The organism is Actinacidiphila polyblastidii, from assembly GCF_036353415.1.
Lineage (GTDB): Bacteria > Actinomycetota > Actinomycetes > Streptomycetales > Streptomycetaceae > Actinacidiphila > Actinacidiphila polyblastidii.
This window is the reverse complement of sequence record NZ_JAZEWV010000015.1, coordinates 13,955-40,028: the sequence shown is the minus strand read 5'-3', so window position 1 is coordinate 40,028 and position 26,074 is coordinate 13,955. Positions and strand designations below refer to the sequence as shown.

Annotated in this window: 20 protein-coding genes; 5 read left to right on the top strand and 15 right to left on the bottom strand. The window is 74.8% G+C overall.

Annotation, left to right across the window (positions count from 1 at the left end):
• Positions 1-715 precede the first annotated feature (715 nt).
• The gene (locus V2S66_RS19475; protein WP_330797135.1) at positions 716-2,695 is read left to right on the top strand and encodes a discoidin domain-containing protein; all 1,980 of its coding nucleotides are present in this window, start codon (positions 716-718) and stop codon (positions 2,693-2,695) included.
• A 70-nt stretch (positions 2,696-2,765) separates the two neighbouring features.
• On the opposite strand, the gene V2S66_RS19470 is transcribed toward V2S66_RS19475, so the two are convergent.
• From V2S66_RS19470 to V2S66_RS19455, 4 genes are all read right to left on the bottom strand, one after another.
• Positions 2,766-3,986: a serine hydrolase domain-containing protein gene (locus V2S66_RS19470; protein ID WP_330797134.1), complete on the bottom strand. Its 1,221-nt coding sequence runs from the start codon at positions 3,984-3,986 to the stop codon at positions 2,766-2,768.
• Positions 3,987-4,199: 213 nt separating this feature from the next.
• Positions 4,200-6,377 carry a DEAD/DEAH box helicase gene (locus V2S66_RS19465; protein ID WP_330797133.1) on the bottom strand — a complete coding sequence of 726 codons (2,178 nt, stop codon included), beginning with the start codon at positions 6,375-6,377 and terminating at the stop codon, positions 4,200-4,202.
• A gap of 314 nt (positions 6,378-6,691) precedes the next feature.
• The gene (locus V2S66_RS19460; protein ID WP_330797132.1) at positions 6,692-7,855 is read right to left on the bottom strand and encodes a Gfo/Idh/MocA family protein; all 1,164 of its coding nucleotides are present in this window, start codon (positions 7,853-7,855) and stop codon (positions 6,692-6,694) included.
• 95 nt (positions 7,856-7,950) lie between these two features.
• Entirely contained in the window at positions 7,951-8,820 is an 870-nt protein-coding gene (locus tag V2S66_RS19455) for an Fpg/Nei family DNA glycosylase (protein ID WP_330797131.1), read from the bottom strand.
• Positions 8,821-9,114: 294 nt separating this feature from the next.
• Here V2S66_RS19455 and V2S66_RS19450 point away from each other — a divergent pair, with 294 nt between their 5' ends.
• Positions 9,115-10,575, top strand: coding sequence for a helix-turn-helix transcriptional regulator (locus tag V2S66_RS19450; RefSeq protein WP_330797130.1), 1,461 nt, complete (start codon positions 9,115-9,117; stop codon positions 10,573-10,575).
• A 17-nt stretch (positions 10,576-10,592) separates the two neighbouring features.
• Here V2S66_RS19450 and V2S66_RS19445 read toward each other — a convergent pair whose 3' ends face one another.
• The 3 genes from V2S66_RS19445 to glnA all read right to left on the bottom strand — a co-directional run bounded on the left by V2S66_RS19445 (position 10,593) and on the right by glnA (position 14,281).
• Positions 10,593-11,642 (bottom strand): transporter substrate-binding domain-containing protein, encoded by a 1,050-nt coding sequence (locus tag V2S66_RS19445; RefSeq protein ID WP_330797129.1) that lies wholly within the window; start codon positions 11,640-11,642, stop codon positions 10,593-10,595.
• A gap of 61 nt (positions 11,643-11,703) precedes the next feature.
• Positions 11,704-12,672: an amino acid ABC transporter permease gene (locus tag V2S66_RS19440; RefSeq protein ID WP_330797128.1), complete on the bottom strand. Its 969-nt coding sequence runs from the start codon at positions 12,670-12,672 to the stop codon at positions 11,704-11,706.
• 199 nt (positions 12,673-12,871) lie between these two features.
• Positions 12,872-14,281 (bottom strand): type I glutamate--ammonia ligase, encoded by a 1,410-nt coding sequence (glnA, locus tag V2S66_RS19435; protein WP_330797127.1) that lies wholly within the window; start codon positions 14,279-14,281, stop codon positions 12,872-12,874.
• Positions 14,282-14,477: 196 nt separating this feature from the next.
• Here glnA and V2S66_RS19430 point away from each other — a divergent pair, with 196 nt between their 5' ends.
• Positions 14,478-14,945 (top strand): RDD family protein, encoded by a 468-nt coding sequence (locus V2S66_RS19430; RefSeq protein WP_330797126.1) that lies wholly within the window; start codon positions 14,478-14,480, stop codon positions 14,943-14,945.
• 144 nt (positions 14,946-15,089) lie between these two features.
• Here V2S66_RS19430 and V2S66_RS19425 read toward each other — a convergent pair whose 3' ends face one another.
• The 4 genes from V2S66_RS19425 to lipB form a co-directional block, all read right to left on the bottom strand.
• On the bottom strand, positions 15,090-15,770 hold the full coding sequence (locus tag V2S66_RS19425) for a DUF4191 domain-containing protein (RefSeq protein ID WP_330797125.1): 681 nt from the start codon (positions 15,768-15,770) through the stop codon (positions 15,090-15,092).
• Between the two features lie 33 nt (positions 15,771-15,803).
• On the bottom strand, positions 15,804-16,052 hold the full coding sequence (locus V2S66_RS19420) for a hypothetical protein (protein WP_330797124.1): 249 nt from the start codon (positions 16,050-16,052) through the stop codon (positions 15,804-15,806).
• A gap of 235 nt (positions 16,053-16,287) precedes the next feature.
• Positions 16,288-17,253: a lipoyl synthase gene (lipA, locus tag V2S66_RS19415; RefSeq protein WP_330797123.1), complete on the bottom strand. Its 966-nt coding sequence runs from the start codon at positions 17,251-17,253 to the stop codon at positions 16,288-16,290.
• A gap of 75 nt (positions 17,254-17,328) precedes the next feature.
• Positions 17,329-18,117, bottom strand: a complete 789-nt coding sequence (lipB, locus tag V2S66_RS19410) for a lipoyl(octanoyl) transferase LipB (RefSeq protein ID WP_330797121.1) — start codon at positions 18,115-18,117, stop codon at positions 17,329-17,331.
• A gap of 300 nt (positions 18,118-18,417) precedes the next feature.
• Between lipB and V2S66_RS19405 the strand changes: the two genes are divergently transcribed.
• The gene (locus tag V2S66_RS19405) at positions 18,418-20,088 is read left to right on the top strand and encodes a regulator (RefSeq protein ID WP_330797120.1); all 1,671 of its coding nucleotides are present in this window, start codon (positions 18,418-18,420) and stop codon (positions 20,086-20,088) included.
• A 262-nt stretch (positions 20,089-20,350) separates the two neighbouring features.
• Entirely contained in the window at positions 20,351-21,736 is a 1,386-nt protein-coding gene (locus V2S66_RS19400) for a pyridoxal phosphate-dependent decarboxylase family protein (RefSeq protein WP_330797119.1), read from the top strand.
• A gap of 60 nt (positions 21,737-21,796) precedes the next feature.
• Here V2S66_RS19400 and V2S66_RS19395 read toward each other — a convergent pair whose 3' ends face one another.
• The 4 genes from V2S66_RS19395 to V2S66_RS19380 form a co-directional block, all read right to left on the bottom strand.
• A complete protein-coding gene (locus tag V2S66_RS19395; protein WP_330797118.1) occupies positions 21,797-23,098 on the bottom strand; it encodes an NAD(P)/FAD-dependent oxidoreductase in 1,302 nt (433 codons plus the stop codon).
• 326 nt (positions 23,099-23,424) lie between these two features.
• Positions 23,425-24,318: a TIGR01777 family oxidoreductase gene (locus V2S66_RS19390; RefSeq protein WP_330797117.1), complete on the bottom strand. Its 894-nt coding sequence runs from the start codon at positions 24,316-24,318 to the stop codon at positions 23,425-23,427.
• Positions 24,319-24,426: 108 nt separating this feature from the next.
• On the bottom strand, positions 24,427-24,939 hold the full coding sequence (locus V2S66_RS19385; RefSeq protein WP_330797223.1) for a DUF4240 domain-containing protein: 513 nt from the start codon (positions 24,937-24,939) through the stop codon (positions 24,427-24,429).
• Positions 24,940-25,078: 139 nt separating this feature from the next.
• Positions 25,079-26,074 carry a GNAT family N-acetyltransferase gene (locus V2S66_RS19380; RefSeq protein WP_330797116.1) on the bottom strand — a complete coding sequence of 332 codons (996 nt, stop codon included), beginning with the start codon at positions 26,072-26,074 and terminating at the stop codon, positions 25,079-25,081.

The following is a 26,074-nucleotide window of genomic DNA, read 5'->3' as shown; positions in this document are numbered from 1 at the left end:
CAGGAGCCGCGTCGCACAGGCCGGCAGGCACCGTCGCCCCGGGCGCGTCAGCGCCGGCAGGCGCACCTAGCCCCGGCGTCGCAGGCGCCGCGCCACTCGCGCCGGCAGGCGTGTCCGCCGTGTCACCGGTGCGTGCCGCGGCGGTCAGCTCGGCCCCGTCTTCCGCGCCCGGCGCGGCAGGGGCGTCCGCGCCCGCAGACATCTCAGCGGGTGACGCCGCAGGAGCCGCGTCGCACAGGCCGGCAGGCACCGTCGCCCCGGGCGCGTCAGCGCCGGCAGGCGCACCTAGCCCCGGCGTCGCAGGCGCCGCGCCACCCGCGCCGGCAGGCGCGTCCGCACCCGCCGCCGGAGGCATCTCCGCGCCGGCAGGCGCCACCTCGCCCGGCGCCGAAGGCGCCACCCCACCGGAAACCGGCGCCGAAGGCGCCCCCATGTGATCCATGGCGGCGACCGTAGGCGCCGACTCTGGGGGTCCGCTGAGAGCGGGACGCCAATCGTCTGAGATCCGGATGAAAGTGCACACGGACTCGGCCCGCCCCCTGCCTGTTGCGCCGCGGCCGCACCCCTGTAGCCGCCGCGGCGCGTCACCCGGAGCGAACTGGGTGTTTCTTGCGGCTTGCCTGTAAATTATTTCACCTTACGCGCGAACTATTGCGCCGAAGTAACCCGGTCGTTACGATCCCCGGCACCCCCACACCGACCGGAGGAGAACCCCATGGGTGTCACGCGCCGGACATTCCTGCAGGCCGCCGTAGCGGCCACCGCGGCGGGCTCGTTAGGAGCCGTCGCCGAGACCGCCCTCGCCGGACCCGCGTCGGCCGCCGGCAGCCCTGCGGGCGACGTGGTCGGCAAGGTCACTGTCGGCTACCAGGGCTGGTTCGCCTGCGTCGGCGACGGCGCCCCGATCAACGGCTGGTGGCACTGGACGCAGAACTGGGGCCAGTCGCCTTCCCCTTCGAACACCGGCATCAAGTGCTGGCCCGACATGCGCGAGTACACGCACGGCTACCAGACCGCGTACGCGAACCTCGGCAACGGGCAGCCGGCCACCCTGTTCTCCTCCTACGACCAGCAGACCGTGGACACCCACTTCCAGTGGATGAAGACCTACGGGATCGACACCGCCGCCCTCCAGCGGTTCAACCCCACCGGCGGCGAGGGCCCGACCCGCGACGCGATGGCGCAGAAGGTGCGCAACTCGGCGGAGGCGAAGGGCGTCAAGTTCCACGTCATGTACGACGTCACCGGCTGGACGGGCATGCAGTCGGAGATCAAGGCCGACTGGACGAACAAGATGAAGGCGCACACCGCCTCCTCCGCGTACGCCGTGCAGAACGGCAAGCCGGTGGTGTGCATCTGGGGCTTCGGCTTCAACGACGACAACCACCCGTTCTCCACCGACGCGTGCCTGGACGTCATCAACTGGTTCAAGTCCCAGGGCTGTTACGTCATCGGCGGGGTGCCGCGCGAATGGCGGACCGGCGGCGCGGGCACCCGGACCGGGTACTCCGACGTCTACCACGCGTTCCACATGCTCTCGCCGTGGATGGTCGGCGCGATCGGCAACGCGGGCGACTCCGACAACGCCTACACCACGTACACCGTCGGCGACGAGGCGGACTGCGCGGCGCACGGCATCGACTACCAGCCGTGCGTGCTGCCCGGCGACGTCTCGGGCCGCCAGCGCGCCCACGGCGACTTCATGTGGCGGCAGTTCTACAACGTGGTGCGGGCCGGCGCACAGGGCGTCTACATCTCGATGTTCGACGAGTTCAACGAGGGCAACCAGATCGCCAAGACCGCCGAGTCGCAGGCGTGGACGCCCACCAACTCCGGTTTCCTGGCGCTGGACGAGGACGGCACCGCCTGCTCCTCCGACTACTACCTGCGGCTGACCGGCGACGGCGGCAGGATGCTCAAGGGCCAGATCGCGCTGACCGCCACCCGCCCCACCCAGCCGGTCGTCTCCGGCGGTGGCGACACCACCCCGCCGACCGCGCCCGCGAACCTGCACGCCACCGCGCACACCAGCAGCTCCGTCTCGCTGGCCTGGAACGCGGCGACCGACAACGTGGGCGTCACCGGCTACCGGGTGCTGCGGGTCGACGGCTCCACCAGCACCCAGGCCGGCACCGCGACCGGAACCTCCCTCACCGTCACGGGACTCGCCCCCTCCACCGCGTACACCTTCGACGTGGTCGCCCTCGACGCGGCCGGCGGTGTCTCGCAGCCCTCCAACCAGGTCTCCGTCACCACCGACGCGGCCTCCTCCACCACCGACCTCGCCCTGCACAAGGCGACGTCCGAGAGCAGCCACACCCAGGTCTACGGCTCGGGCAACGCGGTCGACGGCGACCCCAACAGCTACTGGGAGTCGGCCAACAACGCCTTCCCGCAGTGGCTCCAGGTCGACCTCGGCGCGGCCACCGCCGTCCGGCGCATCGTGCTCACCCTGCCGCCGTCCACCGCGTGGGGCGCGCGCACCCAGACGCTGTCGGTGCAGGGCAGCACCGACGGCTCGGGCTTCACCCAGCTGCTCGCCCCGGCGGGCCGCACCTTCGACCCGGCGTCCGGCAACTCCGTGACCCTGACCCTGCCGTCCACCGTGACCACCCGTTACGTGCGGCTGAACATCACCGCCAACACGGGCTGGCCGGCCGGCCAGATCTCGCAGTTCCAGGTCTACGCCGCATGAGCCGCGGGCCGCGGGGCGCGGTACGCGCGTCCTGCCCCCGCGGCCCGCACCCACCCGCACGCCGCGCGTCTCAGGCGTCGCGGTCGCACAGCGCATGGTCGATGAGGACCTGCGCCGCGCGGTTCACCGCGTCCTGGTCGACCAGCGCGGTGGTGGTGGTCAGCGCCACCGTCACCGCGCGCCGGCCGTCCGCCGACACCGCGGGACGCCCGTACGCGCCGAGGCCGTCGCCCTCGTGCAGGTACGCGACGCCGCCGCAGGTCAGCGGCATGGCCCGCAGCCCCAGGCCGTAACCGCCCTGACGGCCCGCGGGCGGGACCGGCAGGTCGTCGTACGGCACGGTGCGCCGCATCTCGGCCCACTGCGCGGCGGGCAGCAGCCGTCCGCCGGCCAGCGCGCGGAAGAAGACGTCGAGGTCCGCGGGGGTGCTCACCACACCGGAGTCGGCGGTGTGCTGGACGCTCTGCTCGGTGAGGTCCTCCACCGCGCCGCCCGGTCCGGCGACCGTCACCCGCTCGTGCGGGCCGACCAGGAACGGGTTCAGACCGGGGATGTACGTGTGGCGCAGCCCGAGCGGCGCGATCACCCGGTGCTCCACCAGCTGCTCCCAGCTCCGCCCGCCCGCGGCCCGCTGCGCGATCATCGCGGCCAGCAGGTAGTTGGTGTTGGAGTACGCCCAGCCGCGGCCCGCGGCGAACAGCGGCGGGTGCGCCACCGCGAGGGCGACGAGCTGCGCGGCGGGCGTGTCGTCGTAGCGGTTCTCGTCGAAGTGGTGCTGCAACCGGTCCTGCACGGACGGGTCCTGGACGTAGTCGAAGAGGCCGCTGGTCTGCTGGAGCAGGTTCCGCACGGTGATCCGCGCGCCGTCGTTGCCGTGGCCCGACACCACGCCGGGCAGCCAGTGTTCGACGGTGTCGTCCAGCGACAGCCGCCCCTCGGAGACGAGTTGGAGCACCACCACCGCGGTGAACGTCTTCGTGGTGCTGGCGGTCCTGAACTCCGGGTCCCACGGCACCGGGGCGGTCGAGCCGAGGCCCGCGGTGCCCAGCCGGGCCAGCAGCGGGCCGCCGCGCGGGCGGTCGACGCGGGCGACCACGTTCACGTCGCCGCCGCCCGCGGCGCGCACCGCGGCGAGGTCCGCCCGCAGCCCGGCCGCCGTGTAACCGCCGCCGCGGCCTCCGTGGGCTCCACCCGGGCGCCGCCCGCCGTGCGCTCCGGCCGGTACCGCCGCCAGCGCCGAGACGGCCAGCGCCACCGCCCACGCCGCCACGACCGTACGCTTCCCCGTCACCGCTGCCCGCATCGCCCGCACACATCCCCGTCGTCCGGTCCCGCCCCGGCGCCGCGGGGCGCCGGGCTGACCCGGCCCAGTCAACCGGCCGGGCGGGAGCGGATCGATGGAGCTGCCCACCCGCCGCGAGGTGGGGTCAGCCCCCCGGCCGCATGCCCCGGCCGCACGCCACGCGCGGCCCCGCCGGGCAGGACCCCGCCGGGCAGGCCGGTTTCAGGCCGCGCCGAGGCGCTTCTGCTCCTCCGCCACGATGCGCCGGGCCAGCGACTGCTCCGAGACGTCCAACGCCTCCGGCGCGGACTCCGCGGTGTCGCTGCGCCGCGCATAGGCGTCGAACGAGCGGGACTTGCCGGCCAGGATCTCCAGCAGCCGCTGGTCGACGCTGTCGGCGGCCAGCAGCCGGTGCACCTGGACGCGCCGGATCTGGCCCATCCGGTGCGCCCTGGCGATGGCCTGCTCCTCCATCGTCGGCTTGATCTGCGGCTCGCACAGCACCACCACCGAGGCCGCCTGGAGGTTCAGCCCGACTCCGCCCGCCTGGACCTGCGCCAGCAGCACGGTGTGGCCGCGGTGGGCGGTGAACTCGTCGGCCAGGCGCTGGCGTTCGGTCGGGGAGGTGCTGCCGGTCAGCACGCCCGCGAGCCCGCCGTGTGCGGCCGGCAGCGCGGCGGCCACCGTGGTCAGCACCTCGCGGAAGTAGGAGAACACCACGACCTTCAGCTCGTTCTCCGCGGCCTCGCGGACGATCTCGCGCAGCCGCTGCAACTTCGCCGAGCGGGCGGGATCGGCGTACGCGGCCCGGCGCATCGCCATGAAGTTCCCCGCGCCGACCGCCGACCGGTACGCGCCGAGGTCCGCCCCGGACAGCTCCTCCCACTCGTCCACCCGTACCAGCTCCGGCAGTTCGGTCAGCACGTCGGCCTGATTGCGCCGCAGGTAGGCGGGGCCGACCGCGCGGCGGAACGCCTGCGATCCGGCGACGGTCAGGCTGCGCCGGATGCCCGGCAGCAGTTCGGGGCGGACGTACCCGACGAGGTTGCGGAACTCCTCGACGCGGTTCTCCATCGGCGTGCCGGTGAGCAGCAGCACGTGCTCGGCCCGCTCCGTCCAGGACGCCAGGGCGCGGGAGCGGGCCGCCTCCGGGTTCTTGACGTAGTGCGCCTCGTCGGCGACCAGCATCGCGACCCGGGTGTCCGGCGGGGCGTCGAGGCCGCGCAGCCCCTCGTACGTGGTCACCGCGACGTCGCCGCCGGCCAGCCACTCCTTCACCGCCTGCCGGCGGTCGGGGCCGTGCAGCCGCAGCGCCCGCAGCGTGCTGTGCGTCTCGATCTCGCGCAGCCAGTTGACCAGCACGCTCGCCGGGCACACCACCAGGAAGTGGGTGCGGCCCGTGGCCTTGAGGTGCGCCATGGCCGCTATCGCCTGGACCGTCTTGCCCAGGCCCATCTCGTCGCCGAGCAGCACCCGGCGCTGCGCCAGCGCGAACCGCGCGCCGAACTCCTGGTAGCCGCGCAGCGACACGCGGCGGTGCGTGCCGTCCAGCGGCTGGGCGCGCACCCGTTCGACGACGTCGCCCGGCAGGAAGCCGCGCGCCGCCGCGGCGTCCGGCGCGGGCCCGCCGAACTCCCCGAGCAGGCCGTGGAATTCGGCCGCCCGCAGCTCGAAGTCGATCCACGCCTCGTCGTCCCCGGCGAGCGGGCGCAGCAGATCCACCGAGGTCTGGCCGAAGAGCAGCCCGGTCTCCTGCTTCGCGGCCTCGCCCAGCGCCTGCTCCAGCCGGTCCACCGCTTCCCGTGCGGCCTCACGGCGTCGGCTCGCGAACAGCAGGCCGAAGGGGCCGCGGGCCGGCCGGGCGGCCGCGAGCAGTTCGGCCAGGTCCCGCCCGGTCCGCTCGGCGAGCGCCCGCGCCCGCGGCACCTGCGGGCCCGCGAGCACCAGCCGGTGCAGCGCCACGACCAGGGCGGTCGCCTCGGGATCGGTGCGCTGCTCGGCGGTCAGCGGCACCATGACCGCGTCGGCGACGGCGTCCGCGAGCTGCCCGGCCGCGGCCTGCGCCTGCGCGGCGGTCGTGCGGCCCACGCCCGGCACCTGCCGCAGCTCGTACGCAGTCGCCGCCCGTACCCGCTGCACGGTGGAGAACGCGGACCCGGTCAGCGCGGACGCCACGCGCAGCCGGCCGCCGGTCGCCTCGGCCAGCCGCGCCACCGGCATCGCCTCCAGCTCGCGCCGCACCAGCTCCTCGCGCAGCGGCGCGAGCGCCGTCTCCACCGCCGCGCGCGCCGCGTCGTGGTCCGCGACCACCGCGCCCGCCGCGGCCTGCAGCGCACGCGCCCTGCGCAGCACCGACCTCCTGCGCAGCCGGCCGCGCAGCCCGCCTTCCCCAGCCGCCATCTCCCCGCCGCCTCCCCGCGCTCGCCTCAGCCGTCTGCCCGCCCGCCGGGCGCGGCGAACCTGGACCCGCGCACCCGGACCGGACCCGGCGGACCGGCCGCCGTGGACCCGGCTTCCCCAGGCCGCACCGCCGTAGGCCGCACCTCGGTGAACCCCGGGTCCGCCGCGGACCGGGACCCAGCGTAGGGCCCGGCCCCGACACCGCCCCGGCGCCCTCCGCACGCCCTCGACGCCTGCCGAACCACCCTCGGGAGCGCGGGAGTCCGGGTCGAGCCGCCCGGCGAACGCGCGAACGCGCCGCGGTGCGGCGGTGGTCAGGCGGACCAGGGCTCGTCGCCGGTGGCCACCGCCTCACCGGTGCGGGCCGACTCCTCGACGGCCAGCGCGATCAGATGGTCCTGGCACCCCTGCGCCAGCGGATACGGCTCGGGCGCGGCGCCGCGCGCCCACGCCCCGGTGCGGCACAGCAGCTCGACCACCGCGAGGTCGTCCTCGGAGAAGTGCGCGCCGGTGTGGTCGTTGCGCCACACCACCCGTCCGTCGAAGGTGATGTGGCGTACCTCGCTGCCTTCGAGGTTGAGGTCCAGGCCGGTGCGGCGGCGCACCAGCGGGGTCTCGTACGGGGTGCGCGGGTCGGCCATCCGCACCACCGTCTCGTCGACGATCTCGCCGAGCGAACCGCGGATCACCATGCGCCGCGACCGCAGCGGGTTCCACCACTGGTTGTCGGTGAAGTCGTAGAGGGCGGAGCGGCCGCCGCCGAAGTCGAGCAGCGCGAGCGTCGTGCGCGCGTCCTTCGGCGTGAGGTCGTCCGACCAGCCCTTCGGGGACAGCGGGTCGGCGAGCGGCGCGGTGAACGCGCGCGCCGTCACCGTCACCGGCTCGAAGCCGACGCCCAGCGTGTGCCGGATCAGCGACACCGCGTGGTACATGTGCGTGGACGACACCTGCACGGACGTCGGCGTGCCGATCACGCCCTCACGCACCAGTGCGATCCGTGCGGCGTGCCCCGGCATCAGCGGGTACTGCTCGGCCACCTGCACCAGGCCGCTGGCGCCGACCTGCTCCCACAGCGCCCGCAACCCCGCCGCGTCGGGTGCGGGAGGCGTCTCCGCGAGCACCGGGACGCCCGCCGCGACCAACTCCCCGGTGACCTCGGGCGTCACCTCCCACGGCACCGACGGGATGACGAACTCCGGCTCCGCGGCGAGCAGTTCGGCGACGCTGAGGAAGGCCGGGACCCCCCACTCGCGGCGTACCCGCGCGGCCCGCTCGGCGGACCTGGTCACCACGCCCGCGAGCTCCAGCCGGTCCGGCAGGCCGCGCGCCAGCCGGGCGAAGAACTCCGAGCGCCAGCCGGTGCCGACCACCCCGAACCGTATCGGTCCGGTGCCTTCCGCGCCCTCGGCGCGCTCAGCGCCCTGGGCGTCTTCCGCTCCCTCGGGCCGCCCCGCCGGTTCCGCCGTCGCCGTGCTCATGCGCTCCACCCTTCGACCTCCGCCGATCCGGCGCTCCGCCGGTTCGCCGGGCCGCCGGTGGCCATCCTCGCACCGCCCGGCGGCGCGGCGGGAGGTCACTTGAGCAGGCGCGACATCCGCCGGTCGGCGAGCGGCCTGCCGCCGGTCTGGCAGGTGGGGCAGTACTGCAGCGCCGAGTCGCTGAAGGAGACCTCGCGGATGGTGTCGCCGCACACCGGGCACGGCTCGCCCTTGCGGCCGTGCACCCGCAGGCCCGACTTCTTCTCCGCCTTCAGCTCGCGCACCGGCAGGCCGCGGGAGCGTTCGACCGCCTCGGTCAGGGTGCCGCCGACCGCCTCGTACAGCCGGGTCACCTCCTCCTCGGAGAGCGAGGCGGCCAGCTTGAACGGCGACATCCTCGCGGCGTGCAGGATCTCGTCGGAGTACGCGTTGCCGATGCCGGCCAGCACACCCTGGTCGCGCAGCACGCCCTTGAGCTGCCGGCGCTCGCCGCCCAGCAGCGCGGCGAAGGCGTCCCGGGTGAAGGCGGGGTCCAGCGGATCGGGCCCCAGCCGGGCGATGCCGGGCACCGCCGCGGGGTCGGCGACCACGTACACCGCCAGCCGCTTCTGCGTCCCCGCCTCCGTCACGTCGAACCCGGCGCCGTCGTCCGGCTCGCCCAGCCGTACCCGCAGCGCCAGCGGCCCCTTGCCCGGCTTGGGCGGCAGCGCCGGCACCTTGTCGCTCCACCGGACCCACCCGGCCCGCGCCAGGTGGAGCACCAGGTGCACCTCGCCGACGGCCACGTCCAGGAACTTCCCGTGCCGGGCGACCGCCCCGAAGGGCTGCCCGACGAGCGCGGTCACCGGCGGGTCGTACGTCTTGAGCGCGTGTACGGCGACCGGGTGCACCGCCCCGACGGTCCGGCCGGCCAGGTGCACGGCGAGGAACTGGCGCAGCGCCTCGACTTCGGGCATTTCAGGCATGCCGCCAGTGTCGCCGAAGCGGCCGGGAAACGGGAGCCGGGCGCTCCGGCGGCCGCCGGGAGCCGCCAGGAGCCGGCGCGGAGAGGCCCGCCCCCGGTTCGCGGCCGGCCCGGAAAGGGGCGCGCGAGAAGCGTTCCGCGTGGGGTCCGGGCGCGGTGCCGGGGCCGGTGCGGGCGGTGTTGACCGGGGCGCGGGTGGGGCCTAGATTCGGCGCCGGGCAAGGTGTTGACGTGTTGTTGACGAGTTCATGACCAGAGTCGGCCCGGGTGCGGGCCGCGTCCGGAGAGGACCGCGATGACCGAACCGCCCGGTGCCCCCCTCGCACGCCCCGCGCTCCTCGCCGCCGTCCGCGCCCAGCTCGCGCACGGCGGCAGCGCCCTGCTCAGCGGCCCGCCCGGCATCGGCAGGAGCACCCTGCTCGGCCGGCTCGCCGCCGGGTACGAGCAGGACCCCGGCCACCGGGTCCTGCACTGCGCGCCGTCGGCCGCCGACCGCGACAGCCCCTTCCTCGGCCTGATCGACCTGCTCGCGCCGGTCGGCGACGAGACGACCGCCGCGCTCGCCCCGCACGAACGGGCCGTGCTCGGCGCGGCCCTGCTCCGCACCCCGCCGCCCCCCGGCGTCGATCCGGCGCGCGGCCGCGACCGGCTGGTCCTGCACCTGGCGGTCCGCAACACGCTGGCCCTGCTCTCCCGCGGCGGCCGCACCCGGGTCCTGCTCGTCGTCGACGACCTCCAGTGGCTCGACCCGGCGACCGCCGCCGTCCTCGCCTTCCTCGCCCGGCGCCCGCCGGGGCCGCCGCCCGAGGGGCCGCCGTCCGCGCCGCGGCCCGATCCGCGGCCGGCGCCGCAGCCCGCGCTGCTGGGCGCGGTACGCCTCGCCCAGCGCCCGGGCCGGTTCCCGCACCCCCGCGACGGCACGCCGTACGAGACGATGTGCCCGGGGCCCGTGCGGACCTTCGCGGTCCCGGCGATGACGCCGCGGGAGACCGCGCGGCTGCTGGCCCGCCAGGACGGCCCGCGGCTGCCGGGCCCGGTCGTCGCCCGGCTGCACCAGGCGGGCGGCGGCAACCCCCGGGCGGTGCGGGAGCTGGCCAGGGCGCTGGGCGAGCGGGTCCGCGCGGCAGGCGGCGCGGCGCCGGCCCCGCACGAGCCGCTGCCCGTCCCCGACAGCCTGCGCGCGCCCGTACTGGCCCGGCTGGCGCCGCTGCCCGCGGGCGTCGTGCGCACCCTGCTCATCGCGAGCGCGGCGGCGCGGCCCACCGTCGGACTGCTGCTGCGGGCCGGCTGCCCGACCGCGCCCGCCGACCTGGACACCGCCGTCCGGCACGGCCTCGTCGCCCCCGCGGGGCAGGCCGGCGGCCGGGCGTCCGCACTGCCGCCCGGCCAGTGGCCGGTGCGGTTCACCGACCCGCTGATCCCGCTGGTGCTGTGCGCCGAGGCCGGATACGAGGCGAGGATCGCGGTCCACCGCGCGCTCGCGGAGGCGGCCCCCGCCTCCGCCCCGGCGCCCGCCACCGCACCGGCCCTGGCGCCCGCCGCCACCGTCCGGGCGCACCACCTCCCGCTCACCGCCACCGAACGCAGCGTCCTGGCGCGGGTCGCCGACGGCGCGAGCAACCGCGAGATCGCCGCGGGCCTGGTCGTCAGCGTCAAGACCGTCGAGGCCGCGCTCACCCGCGCCTACCGCAAACTCGGCGCCCGCTCCCGGGTCGAGGCGACGCGCCTGCTGATGACGCAGCGGCTCACGCCGTGACGTGAGCCGCGCGCCGGTCAGAGCGCGGAGTCCGGCAGGCCCGGCGCGTTGATCCGCGAGGTCGGCACCGCCTCGTCCTGAAGGTGCCAGGCGGCCAGCCAGCGGGCGTAGGTGCCGTCCTGGATCAGCTGGTTGATCGCGTCGGCGACCGGCTTCACCAGGCCGTCGCCCTTCTTGGTGGTCGCGCAGATCAGCCCCTGCAACGTCGTCCCCGCGCCGGAGAAGACCCCGGCGACGCGGGTGGCCTGCGGGGTGCCCGCGGTCTTCGCCACGTGGTAGGCGATGGCGGGGTTCGACTCCAGGTAGGCGTCGACGCGCCCCGAGGAGAGCGCCAGGTAGGTGCTGTTCGGGTCCTGGTAGTACTTCACGGTGAGCGTGCTGCCCTGCGCCTTCAGCTTGCGCTGCCAGTCCAGGGCGATCCGCTGCAGGCTGGTCCCCGGGCGCACCGCGACGGTCCGGCCGGCCAGCGCGTGGTAGTCGCCGTCGAAGGTCAGCGGGTCGTTCTTGCGCACCTCGACGCCGAGGTTGTCCTCACGGTAGGAGGCGAAATCGTACTTCTGCTGGCGCTGCTGGGTGTCGGTGACGTTGGAGAAGGCGACGTCGGTGCGGCCGCTGTCGATCCCGACGAAGAGGTTCTGGAAGGTCGCGCCGGTCACCACCGGCTTGAGCCCCAGCACCGCGGCGACCAGCCGGCCGAGGTCGGGCTCCGAACCGGTCAGGGTCTTCTGGTCGCTGCCCAGGAAGGCGATCGGCGCCGCGCCCCCCGGCAGGTAGCCGACACCGATGGTGAGCTTCCCGCTGTCGCGCACCCGCGCGGGCAGCTCCGCCCTGATCCGGGCGACCTCGGAGACCGGCAGCGAGACCTGGCGGGCGGCGCCGTTCGACGCCGCGCCGATCACGACGGTGCCGCCACCGGAAGCCGGGGCGGCGGCCGGCGACCCGCCGCCGTCGTCGCCGCAGGCCGCGAGGCCCAGCGCGAGGGCGGCGAGCACGGCCGCCGACAGGACGGTTCTGGAGCGGACACCGGTACCTCGGAGACGGGTACCTCGGATACGGGCACGGGGCATGGCGGTTCCTCTTCCTCGCGGTGATCGGGGGGACGGACGGCGGGGCGGCGGATCGGGTCGGTCAGCGGGCGGTCTCCAGCGCGATACGGGCCTGAAGCGCCCGCAGCGTGGTCCGCGCGCGGTGCAGCGCGGAGGGCGGCGCCGCGCCGCCGGCGGCGCCGCGGGAGTAGCGGCGCTCGATCCCGTACTGGAGTGCGGAGATGACGCTGGTGAGGATCACGTACCAGGCGGTGGCGGTGAGCAGCAGCGGGACGACGTCGCCCGGGTAGGTGCTGCCGAGCGTCTCCACCGAGCCGAACAGGTCGAGCAGGGAGACGTAGAAGACCAGCGAGGTGGCCTTGACCAGGCCGATCAGCTGGTTGACGTACGCGGGGACGATGCTGCGCAGCGCCTGCGGGAGGACGATGCGGGTGAACTGCCGGTAGCGGGTCATGCCGAGCGCGGCGGCGGCCTCGTGCTGGCCGCGGTCGACCGAGAGCAGCCCGCCGCGGACCACTTCGGCGGCGTAGGCGGCCTCGTTGAGGCTGAGGCCGACGACGGCGACGGTGGTGTCGGTCGCCAGCCGCGCCTCGTCGAAGCGGAACAGTCCCGGGCCGAACGGGACGCCGACGCTGACGGTGGCGTACAGCGCGCTGAAGTTGTACAGGAACAGCAGCAGCACGATCAGCGGGACGGAGCGCAGCAGCCACACGTAGGTCCAGCTGAGCACGCGCAGCACCGGGTTGGGGGAGAGCCGCGCCAGCGCCAGCAGGACGCCGCCGGCCAGGCCGCACACCGCGCTGAGGGCGGCGACCTTGAGCGTGATCAGGAGCCCGTCGAGGACGACCGGGCGGGCGAACCAGTAGCCGAAGCGCCGCCACTGGAAGAACGGGTTGGTGACCAGGCCGTGCACCACCTGGGCGAGCAGCACCAGCACGGCCGCGGCCGCGCCCAGCCGCCAGGGATGCCGCTGCGGCACCACCCGCGGGCTCCGCGGGCGCTCGCCGGGCGGCGGGGACGAATCGAAACCACGCTCGGCGGGACGCTGCATGGGAGTGATCGTCGTGGCCCCCGCGGGCGGGCGGCAATCGCGATATTGCCCTGACTGTACGTCACCCATGCCACCTGTGCGTCACCGCCGGGCGCCGGAGAACGGCGGCGGCCGCGCTCCTCCCGGGAGGGAGGGCGCGGCCGGCGGCGCGCGGAGGGCCCGGGGGAGCGGGGGAACCGCTCCGGCCCCGGGGGGCTTCCTAGATGTCGAAGTAGAGCTCGAACTCGTGCGGGTGCGGGCGCAGCTGGATCGGGGCGATCTCGCTGGTCCGCTTGTAGTCGATCCACGTCTCGATCAGGTCGGCGGTGAAGACGCCGCCGGCCTGCAGGTACTCGTTGTCCGCCTCCAGGGCGTCCAGGACGGCCGGCAGCGAGGTCGGGACCTGGGGGACGCCGGCGTGCTCCTCGGGGGCCAGCTCGTAGAGGTCCTTGTCGATCGGCTCGGCCGGCTCGATCTTGTTCTTGACGCCGTCCAGGCCCGCGAGCAGCAGCGCGGAGAACGCCAGGTACGGGTTGGAGGACGGGTCGGGCGCGCGGAACTCGACGCGCTTGGCCTTCGGGTTGGACCCGGTGATCGGGATGCGCATCGCCGCCGAGCGGTTGCGCTGCGAGTAGACCAGGTTGACCGGGGCCTCGAAGCCGGGGACCAGGCGGTGGTAGGAGTTCACCGTCGGGTTGGTGAAGGCCAGCAGCGACGGCGCGTGCTTGAGGATGCCGCCGATGTAGTAGCGGGCGGTGTCGGACAGGCCCGCGTAGCCCTGCTCGTCGTAGAAGAGCGGCGTGCCGCCCTGCCACAGCGACTGGTGGACGTGCATGCCGGAGCCGTTGTCACCGAAGATCGGCTTGGGCATGAAGGTCGCGGTCTTGCCGTTGCGCCAGGCGACGTTCTTCACGATGTACTTGAAGAGCATCAGGTCGTCGGCCGCGGCGAGCAGCGTGTTGAACTTGTAGTTGATCTCCGCCTGGCCGGCCGTGCCGACCTCGTGGTGCTGACGCTCGACCTGCAGGCCGGACGCCTCCAGCTCCAGGGAGATCTCGGCGCGCAGGTCGGCGAAGTGGTCGACCGGCGGGGCCGGGAAGTAGCCGCCCTTGTAGCGGACCTTGTAGCCACGGTTGTCCGCGGTGGCGCCGGTGTTCCAGGCGGCCGCCTCGGAGTCGATGTGGTAGAAGGACTCGTTCGCGGAGGTCTGGAAGCGGACGCTGTCGAAGACGTAGAACTCCGCCTCCGGGCCGAAGTACGCGGTGTCGGCGATGCCGGTGGACGCCAGGTACGCCTCGGCCTTCTTCGCCACGTTCCGCGGGTCACGGCTGTACTGCTCGCCGGTGATCGGGTCGTGGATGAAGAAGTTGATGTTGAGCGTCTTGTCCTTGCGGAAGGGGTCGACGCGCGAGGTGGACAGGTCGGCGCGCAGCGCCATGTCCGACTCGTGGATGGCCTGGAAGCCGCGGATGGACGAGCCGTCGAAGGCCAGCTCCTCGCTCGGGTCGAACGTCGAGACCGGCACCGTGAAGTGCTGCATCACTCCGGGCAGGTCACAGAAGCGGACATCGACGAACTTGACGTCCTCGTCCGCGATGAACCTCTTGACGTCGTCGGCGTTCTGGAACATCCAACTCCTCCTAGGCCCGGCCGTCAGGTCGGGTTGGCGATCGAGGTGCGGCCAGTGCGGTGGCGCACACTGCCCAGACCTTAGGGATCAGGGATTACTCCAGCATGACCCATTTGTTTCGTCGACGTTAACCGCGACGCCGGGTGAGTTGCCCCCGGGCGGCGGGCGGCCTCCCGGCCGGGGTTACCGTGGACGGGTGGACAACAGGGATGCCATCGGATCGTGGCTTTCGGGGCCGCGTGCGGCCGCCGAGCAGATGGGCGTGGAGTTCGGCTACCGGGGTGAACGCCTCGGGCTCCCCGAGCACGGGCCCGGCTCCGTCGCCTCGATCGGCCGCCGGGTGGCGGCCCTCTTCGTGGACTGGATTCTCTGCGTGGTGATCGCATACGGCCTGATCGCGGACCGTGACGTGCACCTCGCCGACAACTGGGCGCTCGCCGTCTTCGGCGCGGTCAGCCTGATCGGCCTGGCGCTGGTCGGCAGCACCCCGGGCAAGATGCTGCTGCGGCTGCGCGTCGTCGGCGTCGACGGCACCCGGCTCAGCCCGCTCGGCGCGCTGATCCGCACCGTGCTGCTGCTGCTCGTCATCCCCGCCGTCGTCTGGGACCGCGACACCCGCGGCCTGCACGACAAGGCGGCCAAGGCGGTCCAGATCCGCGTCTGACCGCGGTCCGCGTCTGACCGCGGTGGGCGCTGGGGCGGCGGGCGCGGGAGACCGCGGGCCGGCACGACGAAGGGGCGCCGGGGACCCTGCGGTCCCGGCGCCCCTTCGTCGTCCGCGTCACGCGCGTGTCGGTGGGGGAGGTGCTCAGCGGCCCTTCGGCATCCGCATGCCGCGAGGCATCGGGCCCTTCGGGATCGGCATGTTCGACATCAGGTCGCCGAGCGCCCTCAGCCGGTCGTTCACCTCGGTGGTCTTCGACCCGCTCAGCGCCCGCGGCAGCCGCAGCAGCGTGGTACGGATCTTCTTCAGCGGCAGCTGGCCCTCGCCGTCACCGACGATGAAGTCGTGGACCGGCACGTCGTACACGACCCGGCCGACCTTCTTCTTCTCGCCGGCGATGAGGGCCTTGACGCGGTTCGGGTTTCCCTCGCCGATCAGCACGACGCCGGCCTTGCCGACCGCGCGGTGCACCACGTCCTGGCTCTTGTTCATCGCCACCGCGGGGGTGACCGTCCAGCCGCGCCCCACGTTCTCCAGGACCGCCGCGGCCGCGCCCGGCTTGCCCTCGAGCTGTCCGAAAGCCGCCCGCTCGGCGCGGCGGCCGAAGACGACCGCCATCGCGAGGAAGGCGAGCAGGACGCCCAGGATGCCCGCGTAGATGGGGTGACCGATCAAGAAGCCGAGGGCGAGGATGACACCGAAGGTGACGATTCCCACAGCCGCAATGACAAGACCGATCGTGGAGTCGGCCTGCCTGGTCATCTTGTAGGTCTGGACGATCTGCGCCAGTCGTCCAGGGTTCTCGGATGTTTCCTTCCTCGCCATGCGGCAAAGGATACGTGGCCTGTCGGGACGCCGTCACCGCGGCAGGGGTGACGGCCCCCGCTCGCCGAACGTCCGGCCGCCCGCCAGGGCCGCCATCTCGTGCTCGGCCTCCCGCCGGTCCCTGGCGCGCTGCCGGTCCGCCACGACGGCGGCCCAGGCGTTCCTGCGGGCGGTCTGCTGGCCGCCGCTCAGCAGAAAGGTTTCGACAGCACGCAGCGCGCCCGCCACGGGGGCGTACGGAAGCGGCCGGCGGGCGTGCAACTGCTCGGACTCGGACGGCATGGCGGCCCCCTCATAAGGCATCTGAAACGTCTGTATGACGACAGCCTGACCACACCGTGTTACCAGCCGGTGACCAGTCGGTCAATCTCGGATGAAAGCCGCACCCGCCACCCGGGGTACGGGCGGCGGATGCGGCTTTCGCGCCGCTTCACGCGCGGACGGCGGCGGACCGCAGCGGATCGCCGCCGGACGGCAGCCGGACCCGGGCGGGACGGCGGGCGGTGTCGGTGCGCGGTCAGCGCGCGGCGGCGGCCTCGACCTGCCGGCGGCGGTCGACGGCCTGCTGGAACAGCCGGCCCGCGCGGTAGGACGAGCGGACCAGCGGGCCGGACATGACACCGGCGTAGCCGATCTCCTCGGCCTCCTCCTTCAGCTCCACGAACTCCGCGGGCTTCACCCACCGCTCCACCGGGTGGTGGCGCACCGAGGGCCGCAGGTACTGGGTGATGGTGATCAGCTCGCACCCCGCGTCGTGCAGGTCCTGCAGCGCCTGGCTGATCTCCTCGCGCTCCTCGCCCATGCCCAGGATCAGGTTGGACTTGGTCACCAGGCCGGCCTCGCGGGCGCGCGTGAGGACTTCGAGCGAGCGCTCGTAGCGGAAGCCGGGACGGATCCGCTTGAAGATCCGCGGCACCGTCTCGACGTTGTGCGCGAGCACCTCGGGGCGGGCGCCGAAGACCTCGGCGAGCTGCGCGGGCTCGGCGTTGAAGTCGGGGATCAGCAGCTCGACCTTGGTACGGCCGGCCGCGCGGTCCGCGGTCATCGCGTGGATCCGGCGGACCGTCTCGGCGTACAGCCAGGCGCCGCCGTCCTCCAGGTCGTCGCGGGCGACACCGGTGATGGTGGCGTAGTTCAGGTCCATGGTGAGCACGGACTCGCCGACCCGGCGGGGCTCGTCGCGGTCCAGCGCCTGCGGCTTGCCGGTGTCGATCTGGCAGAAGTCGCAGCGCCGGGTGCACTGGTCGCCGCCGATGAGGAAGGTGGCCTCGCGGTCCTCCCAGCACTCGTAGATGTTGGGACAGCCGGCTTCCTGGCAGACCGTGTGCAGGCCCTCGCTCTTGACGAGTTTCTGCATCTGCGTGTACTCGGGGCCCATCTTCGCCCGGGTCTTGATCCACTCGGGCTTGCGCTCGATGGGGGTCTGGCTGTTGCGGACCTCCAGGCGCAGCATCTTGCGTCCGTCGGGTGCGACTGCGGACACGACCGGCTCCCTAAAGCTGAGATTCTGCCTGTGGCTTTGATTCTTATGCGAACGCCAGGGTACGCCCCGGAATTCCTAGACGGCGCGGGGCAGGGGCGCCGCGGTGGTGAGGACGGCGGTCAGATGCTTCTCGACCACCGGCAGCACCTCGGCGACCGGTACCTCGCGGCCCAGCTCGGCCGAGAGCGAGGTCACGCCCGCGTCGCGGATGCCGCACGGCACGATCCGGTCGAACCAGGTGTTGTCGGGGTCGCAGTTCATCGCGAACCCGTGCATCGTCACGCCCTTGGCGACGCGGATGCCGATCGCGGCGAGCTTGCGGTCCTCGCGGCGCTGGCCGGCGTTGGACGGCGCGTACTCCGGGCCGTTCAGCCGGGGGTCGAACTCGCCGTCGGCGGCGGCCAGCCGCGGGTCGAAGTCCAGCGTCAGACCGCCGGCCGCGCCCCGGCTCTCCACCGCGTCGCCCAGCACCCACACCCCCGAGCGGCCCTCCACCCGGGTGGTCTCCAGGCCGAAGTCCGCCGCGGTGCGGATCAGCGCCTCCTCCAGCCGGCGGACGTGGGCGACCACGTCGACCGGGCGGGGCAGCTTGAGGATCGGGTAGCCCACCAGCTGGCCGGGGCCGTGCCAGGTGATCTTCCCGCCGCGGTCCACGTCCACCACCGGCGTGCCGTCCAGCGGGCGTTCGCTGGGGTCGGTGCGCCGGCCCGCGGTGTAGACCGGCGGGTGCTCCAGCAGCAGGCAGGTGTCCTCGATCTCGTCGGCGAAGCGTGCCGCGTGCACCCTGCGCTGCTCCTGCCACGCCTCGGTGTACTCGACGGCGCCGGCCCCGAACCCCAGGTGCACGAAGTGCAGCTCACTCACGACGACTCCCTCCTGCTGTCCTCACGCCGCGCGCCTCGCACGCCGCGCCGGTGGGCGGATGTGGATCGCACTCCGCGCCACTCTCACTGTACGGCGGCGCGGCCGGTGCTCGGCGGGGTGGTCGGCGGCGGCCATAGCAGGCCGGTTCCGGCGGAGTCGGGGTGTTTACCCGGAAATGGGCGGAGCGGTCGTCCGTTCGGGGGAATACCCGATTCTTACGGTGAGCTTCCCGGCACCGGCCGTTACATTCGCGCCGACCTCCGAGACGAGTTCCCCCAGCGGAAGTGGACCGCCCTGCCGATGACGGACCGTGCCCCTCAGCGAGACCCCGACCGCCCGAACCGCCCGGCGCGTGCGGCAGCCGCCATCGCCGCGAGAGCCGCGGCGGAACACGGCGCCGAGGCGGAGCACCCCGGCCCGCCGGGACAGCGGGGCGCCGCGGAAACGCGGGCCGGAGCGGCCCCGGGCGGCCACCCGCCCCGTACCGCCGCGGCCGGCCGCCGCCCGCGCGCCGGCCGTGCCACCCAGCCGAACGGCAGGCTCGCCGAACTCATCGCGGAGGCCGGCTTCTCGCACGCCGGGCTGGCCCGCCGGGTCGACCAGCTCGGCCTGGAGCACGGCCTCGACCTGCGCTACGACAAGACGTCCGTGACCCGCTGGCTGCGCGGCCAGCAGCCGCGCGGCACCACCCCCGCGCTCATCGCGGAGGTCTTCACCCAGCGCCTCGGCCGCCGGCTCTCCGCGCTCGACCTGGGACTCGACGCGAGCGCCCCGGTCTACGCCGGGCTGGAGTACGCCGCGACGCCCGGCGAGGCGGTGGACATCGTCAGCGGGCTGTGGCGCAAGGACACCGGCAACCAGGCCGACCTGCGCAAGATCGCCTTCACCCCCGCGGGGCTCGTGGTGCCCAGCAGGGACTGGCTGATCGGGCGGCCCGACGACACCGTCGCGGTGCTCGCGCAGAGCGGCGGGGCCGACCGGGACCCGGCGGCGGAGCGCCCGGCCCGGGTACCGCCGCAGCGCCGGGGATGGGCCGCCGCGCAGCCCGCGGCGAGGCACCGGCACGGCATCGGGGCGGGCGACATCGCCGCGGTCCGCGCGGTCGGCGACCTGTTCCGCAGCCTCGACCACGCCTACGGCGGCGGCCACGCCCGCCAGGCCCTGGTCCGCTACCTGGAGCACGAGGCGGAGCCGATGCTGCGCGGCTCCTACGGCGAGGCGCTCGGCCGCCGGCTCTTCTCGTCCGTCGCCGACCTGACCCGGCTGGCCGGCTGGACCTCGTACGACATCGGGGCGCACGGCCTCGCGCAGCGGTACTTCGTGCAGGCGCTCCGGCTCTCCCAGGCCGCAGGCGACCGCGTCTACGGCGGCTACGTGCTGGTCACCATGAGCCGCCAGGCGGTCTACCTCGGGCACGGCCGCGAGGCCGTGCAGCTGGCCAGGGTCGCCCAGCAGGGCGTCGGCACCGCCGCGCCCGCCGTCGTCCAGGCGCTGCTGCACGCCGCCGAGGCGCGCGGCCACGGGCTGCTCGGCGAGGCCCGCGCCTGCGCGGCCGCGCTGGCCCGCGCCGAGCGGGCGCTGGCCGCCGCGCGCGGCGGTGACGAGGTGCCCGGCTGGGCGCGCTTCTTCGACGAGGCGCAGCTGGCCGACGAGTTCGGGCACTGCCACCGCGACCTGCAGCAGTGGCGCGTGGCCGCGCAGTACGCCGAACGCTCCCTGGCGCTGCGCGCCGCCGGCTACGCCCGCAGCCGGCTCTTCTGCCGCACCGTCCTGGCCGCCTCGCGGCTCGGCCTCGGCGAGGTCGAAGCGGCCTGCGCGCTCGGCTACGACGTCGTCCGCGCCGCCTCCGACATGCGCTCGGCGCGCGCCGCGGAGTACGTCCGCGACTTCGCCCGCCGCCTCGACCCCTACCGGGACACTGTGGCCGTTCGGGCCTTTCGGGAGCGGCTCGCCGCTCTCCCGCACCCCTGACGGTGCCGTGCCGGCCCGGGGGCCGGGAGTGCAGGCCGCGGCTGCACGTGGGCGCGCCCCACACGGCGCCTCCTGTCGCCCCGGCCCCGGTCCAGGCGTCGCCGGGGCATCCGCCCCCGCGCGGCCGGGAGGGTGCGCACCGGCCTGGCGGCTGGGCTTGTTGCCCGGCCTGGGGGGCGGGCGGGTGCCTGTCGGCCTGGCGGCCGAAGGGCGTTCGACCGGCCCGGCGGCCGGGGGCGCGGGGGCGGCCTAGGGTCGGGGGATGGAACCGTTGCTCGCGGCCGATCTGGCCGCTCTGTCAGGGCTGTTGACGTCGACGAAAGACCATGCCGACCGGTTTCTGAACGGGATCGGGGAGCGTCGGGTGGCGGCCGCGGGGGCGCCGCCCGTGCGGGCGGAGGGAGCGCCGGCGCGCGGGGTGGGGCTGGAGGGCGCGCTGGCGCGGTTCGCGGGGCGGTGGGAGGCCGGGGTGTCGGGCAGCGCGGGCCCGCGCTATCTGGGGTTCGTCACCGGCGGGGCCACGCCGGCCGCGCTGGCCGGCGACTGGCTGACCGCCGCGTACGACCAGAACGGGTCGAGCGGCGGCGGCTCGTGGGCCGCGCAGCTCGAAGAGGAGACGCTCGGCTGGCTGCGCGAGCTGTTCGGGCTGGGGGAGGCGCACCAGGGCGCCTTCGTCAGCGGGGCGACCGCCTCCAACACGGTGGGCCTGGCGATCGCCAGGGAGTGGCTCGGCGAACGCCTCGGGGTGCGGGTCTCGCAGCAGGGGGTCGCCGCCCTCGGCCCGGTCGAGGTGCTGTCCGGCTCCCCGCACTCCAGCGTCGGCAAGGCGCTCTCGGTGCTGGGGATCGGGCGCGGCAGCCTGCGCCGCGTCCCGGTGCTGCCCGGACGCGAGGCGGTCGACGCGGCCGCGCTGGAGGAGTCGCTGGCCGCGCTCGGCGGCCGCCCCGCGATCGTCGTCGCCAACGCCGGCACCGTGAACACGGTGGACTTCGACGACCTCGCGGCGATCGCCGCGCTGCGCGAGCGCCACCCGTTCTGGCTCCACGTGGACGCCGCCTTCGGCGGCTTCGCCGGGCTCTCCCCGGCGCACGCCCACCTCGTACGGGGCCTGGACCTCGCCGACTCGGTCTGCGTCGACCTGCACAAGTGGCTCAACGTGCCCTACGACTCCGCGGTGCAGTTCACCCGGCGCCGGGACCTGCAGACGGCGGTCTTCCACAACGCCTCGCCCTACCTCGGCGAACCCACCGCGGCGCACCCGGACTTCCTGCACCTGACGCCGGAGAACTCGCGCCGGCTGCGCGCGCTGGCCGCGTGGTTCGCGCTGACCGCGTACGGGGTGGCCGGGCACGCCGAGATCGTGGTGCGCACCGCGCACTGCGCGGAGCTGCTCGGCGCGGGCCTCGACGCGCACCCCGCGTTCCGGCTGCTCGCCCCCGTGCGGCTGAACGTCGTCTGCTTCACCCTGGCCGACGACCCGTCCCGGGTCCCGGAGTTCCTCGACGCGGTCGCCGCCGCGGGGGAGACCTACCTGACCGCGACGGTGCTGGACGGCGTGTCCGCGGTGCGCGCCGCCTTCTCCAACTGGCGCACGACACCCGAGGACGCGGCCCGCGTGCTGGCCGCCCTCACCGCCGCGGTGCGCTGAGCGCCGCCCCCCCGTCGTGGGGACGGCGGCGCGGCGCCCAGCGGGCGACCTGTGCGGTGGTCAGGCGGCGTTGTCGCGACGCCCGGGGTGCCCCGCGGGCGCGAGGTCGCGCAGGGCGGCCGCGGCGGCGCGGCCGGCCGAGTGCAGCGCGCCCTGGACCGTGCTGGTGCCGCGGTGTCCGCCGCAGACGTACAGCCCGGACAGCAGCCGTACCGGCCGGCGCAGGTCGTGCGGCGCGGGCATGGCCGGCACCGCCTGCGCGTCGGTGTGCAGCGCCAGCAGCTCCCAGCCGTCCGTCGAGGTGTCGTACAGCTCCGCCAGATGCGCCCGGATCGCCTTGTCGTCGTCGCCGTCCGGCGGCGGGCCGAGCACCACCGAGGTGACCAGTGCGAGGCCCGCCGGCGCTCGCGTCGGATCGACGGCACTGGCCGGCAGGGTGTGCGAGACCGGTCCCGTCCGGTCCGCGTCGAGCACCAGCGCGGGCTCGCGCAACGGCGGCGCCGACGGCGCCGCGTGGTGAATGACCGTCACCTGGTGGAAGGCCGGTATCCGCAGCCCCGGCAGCAGTGCCGCCGCGGAGCGCGCGTCGGTGGCCACCAGCACGCCGCGGCAGGGCAGTTCGGTGCCGTCCTCGGTGAGCACCGCGTTCACCGCGACGCGCGCGGCGCGGGTGCCCAGCCGCACGGTGCCGGGCGGCAGCGCGGACGCCAGCGCCCGCGGCAGGCTCGCGGCGCCACCCGCGGGCAGACAGGTGCGGCCGCGGGCGAAGCCGCGCAGCACCAGGTCCGCGACCCGGCTCGACGTGACCAGCTCCGGATCGCACAGCAGCGCGGCGAGCAGCGGCCGCAGGAAGCCCTCCACGGTACGCGGCGCGAAGCCCCGCAGGCCGAGCGCCAGCGCCGCGGTCGTCTCCGGCCTGGCGACCAGCCGCGGCACCGGAGTGGCGGCCAGCCGGCTGAGCGTCGCGCCGAGCCGGGCCCGCTCCAGCGTGGAGCCGATCGGCGCCCGTACCGGACTGAACGCGGCCCGCGCGCCGCGCGGATCGCCCACCCGGTAGCCGCGGCCGGCGGCGCGAACCACCGCGCCCGGCGCGACGGGCGCGAGCGGCAGCCCGCGCAGCGCCGAGCAGTGCCCGAGCGCGGGGTACGAGGTGTTGAGCAGAGCCGGGCTGCGGTCCAGCCGGAAACCGGCCACCGAGTCGGTGGCCATCCGGCCGCCCACCCGGTCCGCGCCCTCCAGAACGGTGACCCTGAGGCCGCCGTCGATGAGATGGTGCGCCGCGGCGAGACCGGCGAGTCCCGCCCCTATCACGATCACGTCCGCCGCTGCGGCTGCCCCTTGCCGGCGTGCTGGTGCGAGCACGATGCCCCTCCCGGAGATCGGGTCCGTTCCCCGCTGCGTACGACGACGGGCCGGGCACACCGAGGCGCCGGGCACACGGGGTCCCGCCCCCGCGCCCCGTGACGGGGATGGCCGCATTCGCGCACGTTGCGCGAATCATGCCCTTGTCGACCCCGGTCGAAGCGGATTGCCCACGCTCTTTCCAGGGCCGCACCCCCACCCCCACCACGCAGACCTGAGGGCCACCTCCCCCCACCCCGCGCCCCCACCCCGGAGGCCCCGGCCCCCGCCCCAGGACCACCCGGCCCCGCACCCACCCCAGCCCCCACCCGCCGCCGCCGGCAGGCTCAGCGCTGGATCGCCGCCCGCAGGGCCTGCTCGATGGTGGGGAAGGCGAAGGTGAAGCCGGAGCCGAGAAGCGCGGCGGGGCGGACGCGCTGGCTGGCGAGGATGTCGCCGGCGAACTCGCCGAGGGCGAGGCGCAGCGCGGGGGCGGGAACGGTGGCGAGGGTGGGGCGGCGCAGGACGCGTCCCATCGCCGCGGTGACCTCGCGGTTGGTCAGCGGCTCGGGGGCGGTGAGGTTGACCGGGCCGGACAGCGACGGCGTGTCCACCAAGTGGCGGAGCGCCGCGACCTCGTCGTGGAGCGCGATGAAGCTCCAGAACTGGCGGCCGCTGCCGAGGCGGCCGCCGAGGCCGGCGCGGAAGAGCGGGAACAGCCGCCCCCACGCACCACCACCGGTGGAGACCACGAGACCCGTACGCGCGTGCACGGTCCGGATGCCGGCGTCGCGTGCGGGCCCGGCGGCGCCCTCCCAGTCGCGGACCAGGTCGGCGAGGAACCCGGTGCCCGCCGGGCTCTCCTCGTCGACCCAGGAGTCGCCGGTGTCGCCGTAGTAGCCGATGGCGCTGCCGCAGACGAGGACCTCGGGTGGGGTGTCCATGGCGGCGACCGCGCGGGCGATCGCGGCGGTGCCGAGCACCCGGCTGTCGCGCAGTTCCTTCTTGCGCTGGTCGGTCCACCGGCGGGTGCCGATCGGCGCTCCGGCGAGGTGGACGACGGCCTGGCAGCCGTTGAGGCCCGCGGCGTCGACGGTCCCGGCGGCCGGGTCCCAGTGGGCCTCGCCCGCGGTGCGCGGCCGGTGCCTCACCAGGCGGACGACGTCGTGGGAGTCGGCGGCCAGGCTCGCGGCGAGTGCGGAGCCGATCAGACCGGACGCGCCGGTCACAGCGATACGCATGGCGCCATCCTGCACCCTGGGCCGGTGCCGGCGGCGTAAGGACGCCGCGCCGCACCCGCGCGGCGCCCGCACCGAACCCCGGCGTCAGCCGACGCCTCAGCCTCGGTCTCAGCCGAAGCGCGCCCAGAGCTGGGGGAAGCGGGACCCCATCGCGGACTCGTCGTCGAAGTCGATCGGTTCGCCCTCGGGGGCGTCCTGGACGGGCAGTTCGAGGTCGGGCAGGCGTACCGCGGTGAGCTGCTCGTACGCCTCGTCGGCGGCGTAGCCGAGATCCTCCGCGTCGCCGTCGGTCTCCGCGTCGAACTCCGCGACGAGGAAGGCGAGGTCGTCCGGCGCGTGCAGGGCGCCCTCGAAGACGTGCCGGCCCTGGCCGATCAGCCAGCAGCGGAAGTAGTCGAAGGACTCGTCGTCCGCGCCGCCGAGCATGATGTCGGCGGCGGCCCACAGGTCCCACCGGAAGGCGCGGGCGAATCTGGTCTCGAAGTGCCGGGCGAAGTCCAGCACGGCGTCCGGGTCGAGTTGTGCGAGCCGCTCGACCAGCAGGTCGGCGTGCTCCTCCGGATCGCCGTCGGCCGCCTCGCGCGTACTGTCGACGATCTCCCAGAACTCCGTCTCGTCCATCACGCGTACAGCTTCCCGGTAACGGCCCCCGCACGCACGCTCAGTGCCCCGGATGGCAGCCGTGTCGTGACGTAGCCGGGCCCACGATCCGGTGGTACGACCGGCTCTGCCGTCCGGCGTATGCCCCTCGGAGCCGCGGTCAGCGGCGCCGCAGCGTCATCTGGTAGGCGACGGTGCGCCGGTGCGGGCGGAAGCCGAAGGCGCTGTTGATCGCCAGCATGTGGCGGTTGTCGTCCGCGTTGTTCGTGTCGATCTCGGTGACCTCGGGGTGCTCGGCCTGGAGCAGGCGCAGCATCTCGGCCTTCACCCACCGGCCGAGCCCGTTGCCGCGGTGCCCGGGGAGCACCGCGGTGTCGTGCTGCCGGGCCGGTTCCGCGGCGTCGGGGCTCACCACGAGCTGGGTGAAGCCGGCGACCGAGCCGTCGCTCTCGCTGACCGCGGCGACGGTCAGCAGCCGCTCGCCGCGCCGCGCGATCACCTCGGCGGTCTCGCGGACGCGCGCCTCGTCCCACGTCACCTGCCCGCGGTCGGGGCCGGCGGCCGGCAGCCCGGCCATCGTGGCGCGGGCGCGGGCGAAGGGCGCGGCCATCTCGTCGGGGGCGACGCCGGGCCAGAAGGCGAGCCGGTAGCCGGGGTGCGGCACCTCGGGCAGCTTGCGGATGCGGTCGGGCACCTCGGCGAGGGGCAGCCGCAGGTGCGTCTGGCGGAGCACCGGTTTGAAGTCGCGGGTGCCGAGGAAGCCCTCGCCGGGCGTCCCGGCAGGCACCGTGGTGAGCACGACCCGGCAGCCCGCGGCGGCGGCCGCCTCGGTGACGGTCGCCAGCAGCCGCGATCCCGCGCCCATCCTGCGGTGCGCGGGGTGGACCGTCATGTCGACGTCGGCGCGGTGGCTGCGGCCCGGGTCGTCGAAGAGGCGCAGCAGGGCGATCGCCACCGCGTCGTCGCCCTTGCCGCGCACCAGCCAGAGCACCTGGCGGATGCCGCTGCTCACGGTGGTCAGCCTCGCCCGCACCGCGTCCTGGGTGGGGATCGGTTCGCCGGGCCGGTCGTGCGCGAGCGCGGCGGCCTGCACGCGGTGCCAGGCGCGGAAGTCATCGGCGGTGGGAGCCGTCAACGGGCTGGGATTGGCAGGCAT

Coding starts and splice junctions, on each gene's coding strand:
- V2S66_RS19400 (WP_330797119.1), top strand. CDS start 20,351: ATGGAACCGTTGCTCGCGGCCGATCTGGCCGCTCTGTCAGGGCTGTTG.
- V2S66_RS19445 (WP_330797129.1), bottom strand. CDS start 11,642: ATGCCCCGTGCCCGTATCCGAGGTACCCGTCTCCGAGGTACCGGTGTC.
- V2S66_RS19385 (WP_330797223.1), bottom strand. CDS start 24,939: ATGGACGAGACGGAGTTCTGGGAGATCGTCGACAGTACGCGCGAGGCG.
- V2S66_RS19380 (WP_330797116.1), bottom strand. CDS start 26,074: ATGCCTGCCAATCCCAGCCCGTTGACGGCTCCCACCGCCGATGACTTC.
- V2S66_RS19440 (WP_330797128.1), bottom strand. CDS start 12,672: ATGCAGCGTCCCGCCGAGCGTGGTTTCGATTCGTCCCCGCCGCCCGGC.
- glnA (WP_330797127.1), bottom strand. CDS start 14,281: ATGTTCCAGAACGCCGACGACGTCAAGAGGTTCATCGCGGACGAGGAC.
- V2S66_RS19420 (WP_330797124.1), bottom strand. CDS start 16,052: ATGCCGTCCGAGTCCGAGCAGTTGCACGCCCGCCGGCCGCTTCCGTAC.
- V2S66_RS19455 (WP_330797131.1), bottom strand. CDS start 8,820: ATGCCTGAAATGCCCGAAGTCGAGGCGCTGCGCCAGTTCCTCGCCGTG.
- V2S66_RS19405 (WP_330797120.1), top strand. CDS start 18,418: ATGACGGACCGTGCCCCTCAGCGAGACCCCGACCGCCCGAACCGCCCG.
- V2S66_RS19450 (WP_330797130.1), top strand. CDS start 9,115: ATGACCGAACCGCCCGGTGCCCCCCTCGCACGCCCCGCGCTCCTCGCC.
- V2S66_RS19465 (WP_330797133.1), bottom strand. CDS start 6,377: ATGGCGGCTGGGGAAGGCGGGCTGCGCGGCCGGCTGCGCAGGAGGTCG.
- V2S66_RS19475 (WP_330797135.1), top strand. CDS start 716: ATGGGTGTCACGCGCCGGACATTCCTGCAGGCCGCCGTAGCGGCCACC.
- V2S66_RS19460 (WP_330797132.1), bottom strand. CDS start 7,855: ATGAGCACGGCGACGGCGGAACCGGCGGGGCGGCCCGAGGGAGCGGAA.
- V2S66_RS19425 (WP_330797125.1), bottom strand. CDS start 15,770: ATGGCGAGGAAGGAAACATCCGAGAACCCTGGACGACTGGCGCAGATC.
- V2S66_RS19390 (WP_330797117.1), bottom strand. CDS start 24,318: ATGCGTATCGCTGTGACCGGCGCGTCCGGTCTGATCGGCTCCGCACTC.